Genomic DNA, 15,070 nt, shown 5'->3' on the forward strand with positions numbered 1-15,070 from the left:
GCCTCAGCGCGCGCGGGCGACGTCGAGCGCGAAGCCCGGGAACGTGATGCCCGGCGCCGGCGTCCCGCTGCTCAGATCGAGGAGCGTCGTCTCCGAGTAGTCCGCCTCGGTCTGCGACACGAAGAAGCGCGTGCCGTCGACCACGGTGAACCCGCTGTACGCGCCCGGCTCGCCCGCGATGCGCACGAGGTCGCCGACCGTCGCGAGATCGAGGCTCACCCAGCGCCAGCCCGCCGCGTACCACTCGTTGTAGGTCGAGCCCGGCGTGCTCGGCGCGACGGTCGTGTCGACGACCTGCGCCCACGCGCGACCGTCGCCCGTCACCGCGATCACGGTGCCGATCTCGTCCTCGCCCAGCGCGCTCGAGATCGTCCCGGCGTAGCTGGCGTCGAACACGTTCTGGCCCGGGAGCACGCGCAGCATGCAGTCCTGCTGGCCGCCGTCGTCGGGATAGACCGCGTGGCCGAAGCCGTTGATCACGCCGCTGAAGAAGTAGAGCGAGTCACCGACCACGCCGGTCTTGTTGAGATCGCGGCAGCGCGAGTCGTTCGTGACGGTGAAGGCGTTCGTCGTCGTGTCGATGCGCACGAGCGCGCTGCCCGCGTCGACGCGGTCGTACTCCAGCGTGGTCCAGCCCACCGCGAAGTACGCCTCGCCGGGCCGGCTCGCCCACGCGCTGAACCCGGTCACGCGTCCGTCGCGGATCAGCTCCGCGGGCAGCTCGATCACCTCGTCGACCTCCATCGAGGTCGGGTTCCACACGATGATCTGCGCCTGCCCGGCGTCCTTGTAGTAAGCGCGCGTCGGGCTGACGAAGAGCACGGCCTGCGCGCCCATCGACGTCACGCCGAAGGGCTGGAACGAGAGGCGCGCGCCCTCTTCGAACGTGCCGTCGTCGTTCAGCGTGTAGCGCGTGACGCTGGTGTCCTCGCCATCGCCGATCGCGAAGAAGCCGATGCCGGGCTCGGCGTACAGACGCGCGCGACCGGGCAGCTCGATCGACGACGAGTAGTCGATGTCCGCGACCTCCGCGAGCGAGCTCACCGCGGTGAAGTAGTTCGTGCGGCCCTCGGTGCTCTGCACGGCCGAGTGGAGGACGAAGAGCGGATCTTCGACGGGCTCGGAGGCGTCGGCGAGCGCCGCGTCGATGGCGCCCGCGTCGGGCTGCGTGCCCGCGTCGGTGTCGTCGGCTGGGGAGTCGTCGTCACCGCACGCGACGAGCGTGAGCGCGAGGAGCGAGGCGAGGAAGGTTCGGAGCGAAGCGGGATACGGCATGAGATCCTCTCAGGGGTGAGAGTCACTATCATTCTCGTGGCATTGTTCAAGGACCAGGATGGTGTTGCATCCTCGTTTGCGGCCTCGCGGGGCCCGAGAGCTCAACCTGGGTCGGTTCGGCTCACGAAATCATTCGAAAATCCGGCGCAAGCGCCGATAACGACTTTGACAATCGTTCTCACGACACCCATCTTCGCGGTCTTCCAGCATGAGGAGATCGACAGTGCGGACACGACGAGCGGTGGTGGTGATCGGCGCGCTCGCGCTCGCGGCGTGCGGCGGTGACGACGGTGGCGAGCCGCCCGCGCTCGACGCGCAGTACGCGGTCGCGAGCACGATCTTCGGCGACGAAGGGACGACGACCTACGTCGTCTTCCTCGACACGCTCGACGCAGGCGACGTCGACCTCGCGAGCGCGCGCGAGTTCGCGGGCTGGGCGACGATCGGCGGCGTCGACCGCATGCTCTTCGTCGGCGACGGCGAGTCGCCCACGCTGACGCGCTACTCCGCGGACGACCAGGGCACGTTCGCCGAGAGCGGGCGCATCAGCTTCCTCGACTACGGCGCGCGCGGCGCGCTCTATCGCAACGTGTTCGCCGGCACCTCGCGCGCGTTCATGGCGATCGACGACGTGCAGCGCGTCGCGTGGGATCCCGCGACGCTCGAGGCGATCGGCGTCGTCGAGCTCGAAGGCGTCGACGAGGCACGCGACGGGCTCGCGGTGCGCGCGAGCTTCGATCGCGCCGCGATCACGCGCGGCGATCGCGTGCTCCACCCGCACTACTTCTCGGACGACGACTACTACCGCTTCGCGCCCGCGTCGCAGATCGCGGTGGTCGACGGCGCGAGCGGCGAGGCACGCGCGGTCCTCGAAGCGCCCTGCCCCGGGCTCGACGTCGCGAGCGTCGACGAGGACGGCAACGCGTACTTCAGCAACTGGGTGTTCAGCGCCGCCGCGCCGCACTTCGAAGAGAGCGCGCCGCGTCCTTGCGTCGTGCGCGTGCCCGCGGACCGCGACGAGATCGACTCGACGTGGACGCGCGATCTCTCGACGCTCGTCGGCGATCGCCCGACCGCCGCGTTCCGCTACCTCGCCGACGGCGTCGGCCTCGTCGCGGTGCTGCACACCGAGGAGCTCCCCGACGACGTCGCTCCGGGCCAGGCCGCGGTCGCGACCGCGTGGCGGCTCTGGCGCGTCGACACCACGTCGTGGAGCGCCGCGCCGATCGACGAGATCGGTCTCTTCTCGGGCGGCTACTACGCGTTCCGCGTCGACGGCGATCGCACCATCGTGCTCCTGCCGACCGACGACTACGGCTCGACGTCGGCGTACGAGATCGGACCGGAGGGCGCGCCGACGCTGCGCTTCACGATCCCCGGCTGGGCGTATCAGCTCGTGCAGCTCGGCGACTGACGCGCGCGACGAGGACGCTCCGCGATGCACGCAGCGCGTCGCGGAGCGCTTCAGCGGCGACGCGCGGCGTCGTCGATCGCGGCGCGCAGGCGCGCCTCTTCGAACCCGACGAGCACCTGGCCGTCGACGTCGAACGTCGGAAGGCTGCGGCGCGGGTTCAGCATCTGCAGCTGCGCGAGCGCGCCCGCGCGGCGATCGACGTCGACCTCGTGGTACGTGATGCCCTGGTCGCGCATCCACGCCTTCGCGCGGCTGCACGCCTGGCACCACGCCGCGCTGTACATCTCGATGGAGACCACGCGGCTCGCGTCGGCGAGCGTCGCGGGCACCGCGTGAGCCTCGTGCGCTTCGTGGGCCGCATGCGCGTCGGCCTCGGGCGCGATCGCCACCGGGTCGGTGTGTCCGCGACCGCCTCGGGTCGCTGCCGCTGCGCTGACGATCACACCGCCGATCGCGACGAGCGCGACACCGATCCAGATCGCGGGGCTGCGCCTTCCCGCCGAGGGCCCTGGGCTCACGGCGGTGAGACTGACACGATGCCGAGAGCACGTCGAGATGGGTGCGCGGCGCGACGCACTGCGTCAGGCGAGCTACCCTCGCGCCCGGAGGTAGCGATGAAACCGCACCGTCTTGTGCTTCTCTCGACGCTCCTGGGCCTGACGATCGCGAGCTGCGGCAACGACCCCGAGAACGTCGCGGGCACGTACACGATCAACCTCACGAACGGCCCCAACGGCTGCATGCTCGACAACTGGGAAGAGGGAGACACGGTCACCGGCACGACCATCGCGGTGACGCAGGACGGCGACGCGGTGACGGTGAACGTCGAAGGTCTCGCGGGCGCGTACCTCGACGTCGTGGTCGGCTCGCGGCAGTTCGTCGGGAGCGTCGACGGCAGCCACATCGACGCGCGCCTGACCGGCAACGCTGGCACCACGGGCTCGTGCGCCTACACGTTCATCGTCGACCTCGACGCCGACCTCGACGGCGACGTGCTCGAGGGGACGCTCACGTGGTTCGCGCAGACGAACGGGCTCGCCGAGTGCGGGATGTACAACACCTGCCAGAACACGCAGGCGTTCAACGGAACGCGCCCGCCCAGCAGTGGTGACTGAGCCCATGCACAGGGGACGCGCATCGCGGTCATCTCGCTGCGGACGCCCGCAATGCGCATTGCAGATCTGAAATTGCAGATCTGAAATATGCGCGACATCGACGAGACGAAAACCTCGTGATTTCGCGACAGCGACCCCTGGCACGAACCTGGCTCTAGCGTGAAGGTGCGGCGGCTCGTGAAGGCGTCCCCCCCCAGCCCACGAGCCGCCCACTTTTTCTGGACCGCCCCGCTCTCGAACGAGACGGGGCGGTTCTTTTTTCTGCCTCGCTCTCTTTTCAGCGCCTCGCAGGACTAGGCGTTCTCTCTCGCCGTCGCCGATTTCGCGCTTCTCTCGCGAGCGGCGCGGCGCTAAGAGGATCGCTCTCCCGGAGGTCGACCTTTGCAGCCCAGCGAGTGGAGCGCGCTCGTCGCGCACCTCACCGAGATCGAGACGCTCGACGGCGTGATGGGCGTGCTCGGTTGGGACGAGCAGACGTACATGCCGAAGAAGGCCGCGGAGCTCCGCGGCGCGCAGCTCGCGCTGCTCTCCCGGCTGCACCACGAGCGCACCACCGACGCGCGCATCGGTCGCTGGATCGAGCTGCTCGAGGGTGACCGCGCGACCGCGAGCGATCCGATCCGCAGCGCGTGCCTGCGCAACCTCGGTCGCACCTATCGCCGCGAGAAGCGCGTCCCCGCGGAGCTCGTCGACAAGCTCGCGCGCGCGCGAAGCGAGGGCTTCCAGGCGTGGATCGAGGCGAAGAAGAACGCGGACTTCGCGCGCTTCGCGCCGGTGCTGCAGACGCTGCTCGATCTGTCACGGCGTCGCGCGGAGACGATCGACGAGAAGCGTCATCCGTACGAGGTCCTGCTCGAGCAGTACGACCCCGGCACGTCGGTCGAGAGCCTGCGCTCGATGTTCGCGCGGCTGCGCGAAGGGCTCGTGCCGCTGATCGAGGCGATCAGCGCGCAGCCGCAGCAGCCCGAGCTCGGCGGCGGATGGGACGAGACGAAGCAGTGGGCGCTCTCGCGCGAGGTCGCGGCGGCGCTCGGCTACGACTTCGACGGAGGCCGTCTCGATCCGAGCGAGCATCCGTTCTCCACGGGTCAGGGCCCGGGCGACGTGCGCATCACGGCGCATCTCGACGCGAACGATCTGCTGAGCGGGCTCGGCGGCACGATCCACGAGACCGGTCACGCGCTCTACGAGCAGGGCCTGCCGGTCGCGCACACCGGCACGACGGTGCGCGAGGCCGCGAGCTACGGCCTGCACGAGTCGCAGAGCCGCTTCTGGGAGAACTACGTCGGGCGCAGCAAGCCCTTCGCGACGTGGCTCGCGGGCGTGGTGAAGAAGCACTTCCCCGAGAAGGCACAGAGCCCGGACGCGATCTACCGCGCGAGCAATCGCGTCGAGCGCGGGCTCATCCGCGTGCAGGCCGACGAGGTCACCTACAACCTGCACGTCGTCATCCGCTTCGAGATCGAGCTCGCGCTGTTCGAGGGCACGCTCGCCGTGAAGGATCTACCGAGCGCGTGGAACACGAAGTACCGCGAGTACCTCGGCATCACGCCGCCCGACGACGCGCGCGGTGTGCTGCAGGACGTGCACTGGTCGGGCGCGGCGTTCGGCTACTTCCCGAGCTACACGCTCGGCAACCTCTACGCGGCGAGCTTCGGCGCCGCGATGCAGCAGGCGATCCCCGATCTCTGGGCGCGCGTGGAGCGCGGTGACTTCGCGCCGATCCTCGCGTGGCTGCGCGAGAAGGTGCACGCGCAGGGGCACGTGCTCGAGGCGCCGGAGATCGTGCGCGCTGCGGTGGGCGATCGCGATCACGTCGAGGATCTGCTGGCGTACCTGTGGGGCCGTCAGGGCGCGATCTACGGCGTGAAGCGGACGTGACACGCGGCCCGGGGCCGTGTACGAGTCACGACGCGACCGGGTGAGGTGAGATGCGGACGAGCGTGCGCGGGGTGATCGCGGCGGCGGTGGCGGCGGCGATCACGGGATGGTTGGTGGCGACGCCGAGCGGTGCGCAGGAGGCGGCTTCCGCGGCAGAAGCGCCGCTGCGCTGCAACGAGCAGCAGCCCGAGGCGGGCCTCATCCGCGGCAACTGGGTGGTGAAGGCCCGCATGTCGCCCGAGGAGCAGCGCGAGCGGCGCCGCCTCGCGCAGGAAGCGATCCGCGTGCGCACCCAGCGCTACGGGTTCTTCGAGGGCTTCGGGCGCAGCGAGTGGAACCCGCGCCCGCCGCTCCACTACGCGCGCGGCATCCGCGTGTTCGGCCTGCCGGTGCGCCTCCACGAGCGCGTGATCCCCGCGGTGCGCTGCGCCGAGCAGGCGATCGCGGAGTCGTGCACCGCGACGCCGTACACGCCGGTGCGCCTCAGCGGCATCCGCGATCGCAACACCTACCACAACGGCGAAGTCAGCAATCACGTCTACGGCATCGCGCTCGACGTCGATCCGCAGCGCAACTCGTGCTGCGGGTGCGTCGCGCCGTGGCCCGACCATCCGCTGTGTCGCCTCGAGACGGACGACATCTTCCAGCGCATGGCGATGCCCGAGTGCTGGGTGCGCCAGTTCCAGCGCTTCGGGTTCTACTGGCTCGGCGACGACGAGCTGCGGGACACGATGCACTTCGAGTTCCTCGGCGACCCCGATCGCATCGTCGCGCAGTGACGCGTCCGTCCGCGTGATGTGACCGGGGACGGGCGCGGGCGAGCCCGCGTAGACTCGTCGTCATGCAGCCGTCGCCGTCGTTCGAGCAGCAGTTCGGGCCGCAGGGAACGCCGGGCCCCTATCGTCAGCCGGTCGAGCCCGCGTGGATGCGGCACGATCGGACCGCGGGGCACCCCGAGGACGACTTCCTCGTGCCGGTCGAGCCCGCGATCGGGCCGGTGCTCTCGGCGTGCACCAACCGCACGAAGCACGGCTGGCATCGCGCGACGAAGATCCAGCGCAACCAGCGCATCGCCGCGGGTGTGCTGGGGTTCATCTTCGGCGGCATCGCGGGCGCGATCTTCGCGCAGCTCGTGCGCGACCTCGCGCTGCAGCTCGGCTTCTTCGTCGTGGTGCAATTCGAGGGCGCGCTGACGGCGCTGCTCGGGCTCGGCGGCGCGCTCTTCGGCACCGCGCTGCTCGTCGCGATCGTGTGGTTCCTGCGCCGCCCGCAGGCGACGTTCGTCGGCAAGCAGGGCCTCATGCGCTACACGCGCGGGCTGCTCTTCGGGCCGAAGCACGAGGTCTTCCGCTTCGACGACGCGAGCGAGCTCAAGGTGCAGCGCATCCGTCACTTCGTGAACGGCGTCTACACCGGCACGAACTTCGATTACACGTGGCGCGACGCGAACGGGAAGATCGCGTTCCGCATCGCCGGTCAGTTCCGCGACGACGGCGCGCTCGAGCCGACCGATCCCGTGCACTTCGCGTTCGCCGCGGAGAGCGCGTGGTCGGCGCACCGGATCCAGCACTTCGATCGCATGATCGCGCAGCAGGGCATCGCGCGGTTCGCGTGCGGCCGCGACTGGATCGGGATCGGGAAGGGCTTCCTCGAGATCGGCGCGAGCGGGCGCTCCGAGCAGATCCGTATCGAGGAGACGCAGGACATCCACTTCGAGCAGGGCATGCTCGTGATCAAGAAGAAGGGCGCCAAAGAGGGCCTCTTCAAGAGCGAGGGTGTCTATCGCTTCCCCGTCGCGGCGCTGACGGACTTCCAGGTGTTCCTCGTCGTGCTCGAGGAGCAGACCGGAGTGCGCTTCCGATGAGGGCGCTCCCGATGATCGCGATCGCGCTGCTCGCGATCGGCTGCGGCTCGTCCGCGCCGCCGGCGCAGTCGAGCGACGGCTCGCCGAGCGACGACGCGTGCGCCGGGTACCACGCGGGCGATGCGTGCATCACCGAGGAGAACCTCGCGCAGTGCCGTGAGATGGCGGCGCAGTGCGGTGGAGAGGTGCTCGTCCTCGAGAGCTGTCCGCTCCAGTTCGCCTGCCCGTGAGCGCAGCGCGCGCGACCTCGCGAGGTCGCGCGCTGCGATCACTGCGATCTACGAAGGGCTGCGTCAGGCCGTGCGGTGATAGGTCCGCCGGCCGACCATTCCGACGAGGAACAGGACGAGCAGCGCGCCCAGCACAGCGCCGATGAAGCCCGCGGGGTTCATCGCGAGCGCGTCGCGACCGGTCACCAGGTTCCCGATGAAGCCGCCGATGAACGAGCCCACGACGCCGAGGAGCGTGGTGGCGATGAGGCCCATGCCCTGCTTGCCGGGCATGATCGCGCGCGCGATCAGACCGACGACGAGGCCGAACAGAACCCAACCGATGATCGTGACCAACATGACGTTCTCCCACACTGCGATGCAGCGGATCGACGCCGCGCCCAATCGCGAACGTCACCCCGGATAGAGCAATCCCGTTGCCGACGTCGCGGACCGCCGGTTCTGGCCGAAAAAGGCGGGGATTCCGTGGGAGGCGGGGCCGAATGTCGCAGATGCGGCGAGGCCCACGGCAGAGTCGAGGCGCGATGCGTCGAGGCAGTCGCGCAACTCGCCGCGAGCACGCCTCGCCGCGGGCAGAGCGGGATCAGCTCACGGGCAGGGAGCGCAGGTGCCGAAGCACACGGGATCGAGCGTCGCCGGCCAGCCGCGGTGTACGCGCGGTCGCGGTGTAGATGCCGTCGCCGTCGGACGGCGACGAGAACGAAGAGGCTGCGCCGAGCGCGTCGCTGCACGTCACGCCCACCGGCATCGCGGTGCGCGCGACGTTCTGACGCTCACCGAGCGCGCGCCCAGCGGCGCGCCAAGACGACGGTGCCGCGCGACGGGTGCGTGGTGACGCGCAGCTCGTGGCCGAGCCGTCGCACCGCCGCGAGCCCTTCGCCGAGCCCGGCGCGCGGGGACACGCCGCCGCGCAGCGCATCGCCGAGCCGCGCGATCCCGCGACCGCGATCGATCGCGACCACCTCGAGGCCGCGCTCGTCGCACCTGCGCAGGTGGATCTCCCCGCCGCCCCCGTGGTCGATCAGGTTCTGCGAGAGCTCGAGCACGATCGTCTCGAACGCACCGCGATCGCGATCGTCCCACGCGAGCGCGCGAGCGAGCTCCCGCGCGCGGTGCACCGCGAGCACACGATCCGCGTCGCTCCGCACCGCGACGATCGTGGTCACCGCGGCTGTGCGGCGCGCACGCGGCGCGTGTACGCGAGCGCGTCGTCGATGTCGAGCAAGCTGGTCACGTCGGGGAGCTCGAAGCCCATCTCGACCATCGTCTCCACGACCGCGTCGGAGAGGCCACACACGACGACGCGCATGCCCATGAGGCGCGCCATCGAGACCATCGTCTCGACGAAGCGCCCGAAGAACGAGTCGCAGATCTCGACCTCGGAGAAGTCGAGGAGGAGCCAGCGCGGGCGCTCGCGCTCGATGCCCGCGAGGATCGCGCGGCGCAGCCCGAGGATCTGCGTGTCGGCGAGGTCCGCGGGCACGTTCACGAGGAGCAGATCCTCGAGCTTCTTGATGTGCGTGGACACGGTCAGTCCTCTGCGTGGCGGACGACGACCATCGTCGCGTCGTCGTGCTCGCGCGCGTGCGCGTCGAGCGCGGACTCGACGTACGCCGGGAGAGAGGCCCCGGGGCGCGAGAGCGCGAACGTGGATCGCACTCCGTCGGTCGTGAGCGCGAGCACGTCGCCGCGCTCCAGCGTCGAGGTGAACGCGCGCGTGGTGCGATATCGATATCCCACCGTGCCCGCGTACGAGACGCCGCGGCTCTCGCGCGCCGGCCACGATCGCACCTCGACGTTGCCGACGCCGCAGAGCTCGACCCCGCTCGGCCCGGCGCGCAGCACGAGCAGCGCGAGCCCGACGCTCCCGAGCGCGTCGCGATGACAGCGCGCGATCACGTCGGTGAGCGCGCGCGCCGCGTCCTCGGCGATCAGCGTGCGCACCAGCGCGAGCGCGCGCGTGCTGGCCGCGTGCGCCGCATCGCCGTGGCCCACTCCGTCGGCGACCGCGAGCACCACGCCGGCTTCACCCGCGGGCATCGCGGCCCACGCGTCGCCACAACGCTCGACGCCGCGCAGCGCGCGCGCCTGCCCCGCGATCTCGAAGCGCGCGATGCTGCCCGACGCGCGCGCGTCGCTGCCGAGGCGCTCGCTCAAGGCACCCTCTTGCGGCCGACGATGCGCGTGCCCGTCGGGCCCGTCTGCACGTCCATCGCGTCGAGCAGGCGCTTGCTCCCCGCGATCCCGAGCCCGAGCCCTTTGCGCGAGCGATAACGTCCGCCGAGGATCGCATCGAGATCGGGGATGCCCGGCCCGTTGTCGACCGACTCGATCTCCACGCCGCGCGCACCGACGAGCGGACGCACCGAGATCGTGCCGGTGCCCGCGTACATCACGATGTTGCGCGCGAGCTCGGACACCACGGTCGCGATCTTGATCGCGTCGACGGGATCGAAGCCGACGCGCGCCGCGAGATCGCGCGCCTCGGCGCGCGCGCGGATCACGTCGTCCTCGACGCGGATGCGCGCCTCGACCGGGCGCAGCGGCGCGTCCTCGTCCGCGACCATCACTCCGCGCTCGGCGATGCGCGCGCTCGTGACCTCGCGCTGGACGATGCGGACCTTCGTCTCGTCGAGATAGAGACGCAGCGGGCGCGCGAGCGCGGTCGCGAGCGCATCGCGATCGCGCTCGGTGAGCTCGCCCGGCCGCATCCCGAGGTGGCGCGCCGCGCTCATCACGACGGTGTCGGCGTGGATCGGCCCGAGGTGCGCCGCGAGGATGCCGCGCACCACCTGCTCGAAGGAGCGACCGCTCGCCGTGCCGGACGAGATCACGACAGCCGCGCGTCGCGCGCCTCGGCGACGCCCTCGCGGCGGCGCAGCTCGAAGCCGACGAGCGAGAGCGCGAGCCCGAGCCCGGTCTGCAGATCGCTGAGCGTCTCGATGCCGCTCCAGTCGATGCCCATCTCGACGATGGTCTCCGCGGCTGCGTCCGAGAGCCCCGTCACGATCGGACGCGCGCCCTTGAGCCGCGCGGCGCCGATCGCCTTCGTGAGGTGGTTCGCGACGCTGGTGTCGATCACCGCGACGCCGGTGACGTCGAGGATCACGACCTGCGCGCGGTGCTCGCGGATACCGGCGAGGAGCGCGCGCAGGATGTCGCGCGCGCGCCGCGTGTCGACGCTGCCGACGATGGGCATGACGATGATGCGATCGAGCAGCGGGATGATCGGCGTCGACAGCTCGCGGATCGCGGCCTGCTGCGCGTCGATGACCTCTTGCTGCAGGCGCTCCTGTGCGGCGAGCGCGTCGTTGCGCTCGCGGATGCGCGCGCCGAGGTGCATGTCGAGGCTGAACGCGACGTGCTCGCTCGCGAGGAGCATCTGCTCGCAGACAGCGAGCTTCCACTGCTCGTGCGGCACCTCGGGCGCATCGCGCCACGCGAGCTGGACCGCCTGGTACATCACGCGCGCCGCTTCCGACACGCTCGCCGCTGTCGCCTGCTTCGCCGCGAGCACGCGCGTGACGAGCTCCTCGATGAAGCCGCCCCACTGCGACTCACCGCGCAGCGACGAGACCAGCTGACGGACGGTCGGCTCCATGAGCTTCTTGATCAGCTCGGGCGGTCGCGGATCGGCGTGCTCGGTTCGACGCAGCGTCGCGTAGTGATCGAGCACGACGTCGATGTGCTCCTCGATCCACCGATCCACTTCCATCCACGCACCTCCGCACTGTCGGCTTCTTTCAGCACTGCAAAGCGCGCGTTTCGTATCTGCAGTACGCGCGCTCGAATCACGCGCGATCTCGCCGCGCGACTCGACTGCAGCGCTCGAATGGCAAGAGCCTCGCCAGTCCGCCGCGGTGGCGATGGGGTGCGTCGCGCAGGAGGTGCGTGATCAGCGCGCGACGACGACGTCGAGGCGGCACGCGCTCGCGCCGAGATGACCGTCGCGCACCACGAGCCAGAGCGCCTGCGGGCCCTCTTCGTCGGGCGCGGTCCACTCGCTCGCGCGCTCGGGCGGTCGCGTCGTGAACTCCGAGATCCCACCCGCGGTGGCGAGCCACGTGTAGTACGCGTTCTCGCGAGCAGTGGCGAGGCCGCCGGTGAAGTCGAAGATCGGAAAGGTCTCGAGCCAGGGCTCTTCGTCGAGACCGGGCGGCAGCACCGGCACGAGCTCGATCTCTGCGCCCGGCTCGACCGTGGGCACCACGCCGTCCGCGGCGGCGCACGTGAAGTCGAACGGATCGCCGGTCCCCGTGATCATCGTCGTGCCGAAGAGGAACGTCGGCGGCGGCGGGTTGGTCGTCGGCGTCTCGCGCGTCGTCATCGCGACGCGCTTGAAGCCCGCGACGACGACCTCGCCGTTCGCATCGAGCACCTGGACGTCGACGAAGAACGCGAGCCCGGTCGTCGCGAGCAGCGTCTCGAACGTCGTCAGGTCGAACCCGCCCGCGGCCGCGAGCGCGCGCAGCGTGTCGACGAGCTCCGCGGTGCGCTCGCCGCGCACGACGTAGGGCTCACCCTCGGGCAGCATCTGCTCGTCGCACTCGGGCGTGCCGGGCAGCTCGATCTCGCGGAAGCCGCTCGCGCGCAGCACCTCTTGGGCGTCGATGCACGAGAGCCAGCGCAGCGCGAGCGGGCGCGCGACGTCCTCGGGGATCGAGATCATCGCGTCGACGAGCAGGTCCTCGCCCGGCGCGGCCTCGGGCGGCTCGCCGGCGATCGCGAGGATGCGCGGCGTGCGGACGATCGTCGGGGAGTCGAGGCTCTCCGTGCACGCCGTCGCGAGCAGCGCGAGCGCCAGGATCGAGCATCGGAGTCGGAGACTGGCACGCATCACGGGTCGTAGGCGGCGCGGATCCCGAGCGTGCCGAGGATCGGAACGCCCGGCAGCGGGACGCTGCGCTGGTAGTCGTATTGATAGACGAGGCCTTCGGCGTTCTCGGCGTAATAGACGTTCAGGACCTCGAGGAACACAGTGCCGCGGATCACGTTGTCGATGTTGAAGTCGCGATCGACGCGCAGATCGAGCTGGTGATAGATCGGCAGTCGGCTCGTCGTGCCGGTGAACGTCGGGTCGTAGTCGTTCGCGTCCGCGTCGTACACGCCGCCTCGGATGTCCTCGATGGGGCGGCCGCTCGCGAGCACGAATCGACCGCCGAAGCGCCAGCCGTCGACGTAGTAGCTCGCGACCAGGTTGAGCACGTGCTCCTGGTCCTGGTTGAAGAGCTCCCAGCCCTCGAGGCGACGCCGCTCGCTGCGCGAGAGCGTGTACGAGACCCACGCGTAGAAGCCCTCGGTGACGGGCCGGCGGATCAGCACCTCGAGGCCGTACGCGCGGCCCTCCTGATCGGCGCGGAAGAACTCGCGGCGCGGCTGTCCGTCGGGACCGGTCCCGACCGCCGACGTGAACCGCGCGAGGTCGAACATGTGCGAGTAGAAGCCGTTCACCTCGACGTCGATGTCGAAGGGCAGATCGATCTCGGTGCCGACAGAGTTCTGCCACGAGCGCGTCGGGCCGAGCCCGGGATTGCCGCCCGTCGAGATCGTCTGCACCGCGATCGGCGGCTGCGTGAAGAGCCCCGAGCCCGCCTTGAGCAGCCACTCGGGCAGCACGCGCCAGCGCGCGACGACGCGCGGATCGGGCGCGACCGTCGTGACGCTGCCGTAGCGCAGCACGTCCATGCGCACGCCGAGGCTCACCTCGACGGGATCGAAGCGCAGCACGCCCTCGGCGTACGCGCCCGGCGTGCCGCGCGCGGCCGTCGACGTGAGCCGGATGAGCTGCGGATCGAAGACCGGTCGCGGGTACTCGCCGAGCCCGGAGGGCGCGGGCGCGGTGACGTCGACCTGCGTGGTCGAGCCCGCGAGATCGAGCCCGGTGTTGAAGCCGAGCCACGGCGCGACGTTGAGAGCGATGTCGAGGCGCAGGCCGGTGTTGAACGTCTCGAGCTCGAAGCGCTGTCGCGCCTCGCCGACGTTCGCGCTGCCGAAGAACTGCCCGTCGCGGCCCACGGTGCCGGAGAGCGTGACCGTCGAGCCCTCGCCGATGCGCCAGACGAAGCGCGCGATGATGCGCTGGAAGTTGATGGTGATCGCGGTGTTCGAGCCCGCCGACGTCGCGCCGCCGCCGATCGCGCCGGTCTGATCGAGCGTGTCCTCGGAGCCGAAGAGGAACACCGACGCGCTGAAGCCGCGATCGAATCGATACTGCGCGCGCAGCTGGTAGTCGGTGTACTGGAGCGAGAGCCCGTCGATGAAGAGCGGGAGCAGCAGCTCGTAGTACGAGCGGCGGAACGCGAGCGACACCGAGCCGCGCCCGCCGTCCCACGGCATCGCGAGCACCACCGCGGCGCGCAGCGCGTCGAGCGAGAGCTCCGCGCGGATCTCGCGCGGCACCGGCTGCGTGGTGTCGACGGCGATGAGGCCACCGCTGAACCGACCGTACGCCACCGGGTAATTGCCGGGATAGAAGCGCAGCCGCTCGACGTAGTCGTTCGCGATCACCGCGGGGCCGAACCCGAAGTGATAGAGGATCGGCACCGGGAAGCCGTCGATCATGAACCCGGTGTTGTTGAAGTTCGCGCCGCGCACGACGTAGAAGCCGATGCCGAACGGCGAGCGCGAGACGCCGGGCAGCGACGCGACGACGCGCAGCGGCTCGCCGAACGTGCCGGGCACGGTGCTGAGCTCCGCGCCTGTCAGCGTGATGCGCGTGGTCGCGCCGGGCTCGGGGCGATCGACGGTCGCGCGCGCGCCGAACGTCGGCGTTTCCTCCGGCGGCGGCACGATCTCGGTGTCCTCGCCCTCTGGCGGAGGCGTGGTCTCGCCCTCGGGCGTCGGCGTCTCTTCCGCGGGCGGGGTCGGCGTCTCGACCGGAGCGGGAGGAGGCGCGGGCTCGGGCACGCTGATGCGATAGCGGAAGCGGATGCGCGCGGGGATGGGCTGACCGTCGCGCGTCGCAGGCTCGAAGCGCATGCCGCGCGCGGCCTCGAGCACCAGCGCGTCGACGTCCTCGCGGAGCGGCGTCGCGATCTGCGCGTCGCCCACCGATCCGTCGGCGGCGATCGTGATCAGCAGCTCGACCGACGCCTCCGGGGGCAGCGGCTCCGCGCCCTCGGGGAGCTCGACGGGCGGGGACTCGATCAAGCGCGGTGGCGTCAGCGCGGGGCGCGGCGCCTCCTGCGGTGTGCCCGGGCCGATCTCCTGAGCGCGCGCGACCGTCGGCGCGATCGCGATCGCCAGCGCGAGGACGATTCCCGAAGCGAAGCGCACGACCGCTGTCTATCCG

At 70.7% G+C, this 15,070-nt stretch carries 16 protein-coding genes; 6 read left to right on the forward strand and 10 right to left on the reverse strand.

The window, feature by feature from the left end:
- Positions 1-3: 3 nt before the first annotated feature.
- Positions 4-1,275, reverse strand: a complete 1,272-nt coding sequence (locus DB32_RS34450) for a hypothetical protein (RefSeq protein WP_053236907.1) — start codon at positions 1,273-1,275, stop codon at positions 4-6.
- A gap of 223 nt (positions 1,276-1,498) precedes the next feature.
- Here DB32_RS34450 and DB32_RS34455 point away from each other — a divergent pair, with 223 nt between their 5' ends.
- Positions 1,499-2,689: an MxcI gene (locus tag DB32_RS34455; protein WP_157069733.1), complete on the forward strand. Its 1,191-nt coding sequence runs from the start codon at positions 1,499-1,501 to the stop codon at positions 2,687-2,689.
- Between the two features lie 50 nt (positions 2,690-2,739).
- On the opposite strand, the gene DB32_RS34460 is transcribed toward DB32_RS34455, so the two are convergent.
- Positions 2,740-3,207 carry a glutaredoxin family protein gene (locus tag DB32_RS34460; RefSeq protein ID WP_053236909.1) on the reverse strand — a complete coding sequence of 156 codons (468 nt, stop codon included), beginning with the start codon at positions 3,205-3,207 and terminating at the stop codon, positions 2,740-2,742.
- A 96-nt stretch (positions 3,208-3,303) separates the two neighbouring features.
- Between DB32_RS34460 and DB32_RS34465 the strand changes: the two genes are divergently transcribed.
- The 5 genes from DB32_RS34465 (at position 3,304) to DB32_RS34485 (ending at position 7,779) form a co-directional block, all read left to right on the forward strand.
- Positions 3,304-3,804, forward strand: coding sequence for a hypothetical protein (locus tag DB32_RS34465; protein WP_157069734.1), 501 nt, complete (start codon positions 3,304-3,306; stop codon positions 3,802-3,804).
- 381 nt (positions 3,805-4,185) lie between these two features.
- Positions 4,186-5,685, forward strand: a complete 1,500-nt coding sequence (locus DB32_RS34470) for a carboxypeptidase M32 (protein WP_053236911.1) — start codon at positions 4,186-4,188, stop codon at positions 5,683-5,685.
- 50 nt (positions 5,686-5,735) lie between these two features.
- Entirely contained in the window at positions 5,736-6,464 is a 729-nt protein-coding gene (locus tag DB32_RS34475; RefSeq protein WP_053236912.1) for a M15 family metallopeptidase, read from the forward strand.
- A 62-nt stretch (positions 6,465-6,526) separates the two neighbouring features.
- A complete protein-coding gene (locus tag DB32_RS34480; RefSeq protein WP_053236913.1) occupies positions 6,527-7,549 on the forward strand; it encodes a DUF6585 family protein in 1,023 nt (340 codons plus the stop codon).
- On the forward strand, positions 7,546-7,779 hold the full coding sequence (locus DB32_RS34485; protein ID WP_053236914.1) for a hypothetical protein: 234 nt from the start codon (positions 7,546-7,548) through the stop codon (positions 7,777-7,779). The genes DB32_RS34480 and DB32_RS34485 overlap by 4 nt, the downstream gene beginning before the upstream one ends.
- Positions 7,780-7,842: 63 nt before the next feature.
- Here DB32_RS34485 and DB32_RS34490 read toward each other — a convergent pair whose 3' ends face one another.
- From DB32_RS34490 to DB32_RS34525, 8 genes are all read right to left on the reverse strand, one after another.
- On the reverse strand, positions 7,843-8,118 hold the full coding sequence (locus DB32_RS34490) for a GlsB/YeaQ/YmgE family stress response membrane protein (RefSeq protein WP_053239052.1): 276 nt from the start codon (positions 8,116-8,118) through the stop codon (positions 7,843-7,845).
- 434 nt (positions 8,119-8,552) lie between these two features.
- The gene (locus tag DB32_RS34495; RefSeq protein ID WP_053236915.1) at positions 8,553-8,945 is read right to left on the reverse strand and encodes an ATP-binding protein; all 393 of its coding nucleotides are present in this window, start codon (positions 8,943-8,945) and stop codon (positions 8,553-8,555) included.
- Entirely contained in the window at positions 8,942-9,307 is a 366-nt protein-coding gene (locus DB32_RS48735; protein ID WP_053236916.1) for an STAS domain-containing protein, read from the reverse strand. Before DB32_RS48735 ends, DB32_RS34495 begins: the two co-directional genes overlap by 4 nt.
- A 2-nt stretch (positions 9,308-9,309) precedes the next feature.
- Positions 9,310-9,936 (reverse strand): PP2C family serine/threonine-protein phosphatase, encoded by a 627-nt coding sequence (locus tag DB32_RS48740; protein WP_053236917.1) that lies wholly within the window; start codon positions 9,934-9,936, stop codon positions 9,310-9,312.
- Positions 9,933-10,613 carry an ATP-binding protein gene (locus tag DB32_RS45895; protein ID WP_053236918.1) on the reverse strand — a complete coding sequence of 227 codons (681 nt, stop codon included), beginning with the start codon at positions 10,611-10,613 and terminating at the stop codon, positions 9,933-9,935. The genes DB32_RS48740 and DB32_RS45895 overlap by 4 nt, the downstream gene beginning before the upstream one ends.
- Positions 10,610-11,494, reverse strand: a complete 885-nt coding sequence (locus DB32_RS34515; protein ID WP_053236919.1) for an STAS domain-containing protein — start codon at positions 11,492-11,494, stop codon at positions 10,610-10,612. The genes DB32_RS45895 and DB32_RS34515 overlap by 4 nt, the downstream gene beginning before the upstream one ends.
- A gap of 180 nt (positions 11,495-11,674) precedes the next feature.
- Positions 11,675-12,616 (reverse strand): hypothetical protein, encoded by a 942-nt coding sequence (locus DB32_RS34520; protein ID WP_053236920.1) that lies wholly within the window; start codon positions 12,614-12,616, stop codon positions 11,675-11,677.
- Positions 12,616-15,054, reverse strand: a complete 2,439-nt coding sequence (locus DB32_RS34525) for a TonB family protein (protein ID WP_053236921.1) — start codon at positions 15,052-15,054, stop codon at positions 12,616-12,618. Before DB32_RS34525 ends, DB32_RS34520 begins: the two co-directional genes overlap by 1 nt.
- Between the last annotated feature and the right edge of the window lie 16 nt (positions 15,055-15,070).

Source organism: Sandaracinus amylolyticus (genome assembly GCF_000737325.1).
Classification (GTDB): domain Bacteria; phylum Myxococcota_A; class Polyangia; order Polyangiales; family Sandaracinaceae; genus Sandaracinus; species Sandaracinus amylolyticus.

Bases quoted from the DNA above. Each gene is read 5' to 3' on its own strand.
- DB32_RS34450 (WP_053236907.1), bottom strand. From the start codon at position 1,275: ATGCCGTATCCCGCTTCGCTCCGAACCTTCCTCGCCTCGCTCCTCGCG.
- DB32_RS34465 (WP_157069734.1), top strand. From the start codon at position 3,304: ATGAAACCGCACCGTCTTGTGCTTCTCTCGACGCTCCTGGGCCTGACG.
- DB32_RS34475 (WP_053236912.1), top strand. From the start codon at position 5,736: ATGCGGACGAGCGTGCGCGGGGTGATCGCGGCGGCGGTGGCGGCGGCG.
- DB32_RS34480 (WP_053236913.1), top strand. From the start codon at position 6,527: ATGCAGCCGTCGCCGTCGTTCGAGCAGCAGTTCGGGCCGCAGGGAACG.
- DB32_RS34485 (WP_053236914.1), top strand. From the start codon at position 7,546: ATGAGGGCGCTCCCGATGATCGCGATCGCGCTGCTCGCGATCGGCTGC.
- DB32_RS34490 (WP_053239052.1), bottom strand. From the start codon at position 8,118: ATGTTGGTCACGATCATCGGTTGGGTTCTGTTCGGCCTCGTCGTCGGT.
- DB32_RS34515 (WP_053236919.1), bottom strand. From the start codon at position 11,494: ATGGAAGTGGATCGGTGGATCGAGGAGCACATCGACGTCGTGCTCGAT.
- DB32_RS34520 (WP_053236920.1), bottom strand. From the start codon at position 12,616: ATGCGTGCCAGTCTCCGACTCCGATGCTCGATCCTGGCGCTCGCGCTG.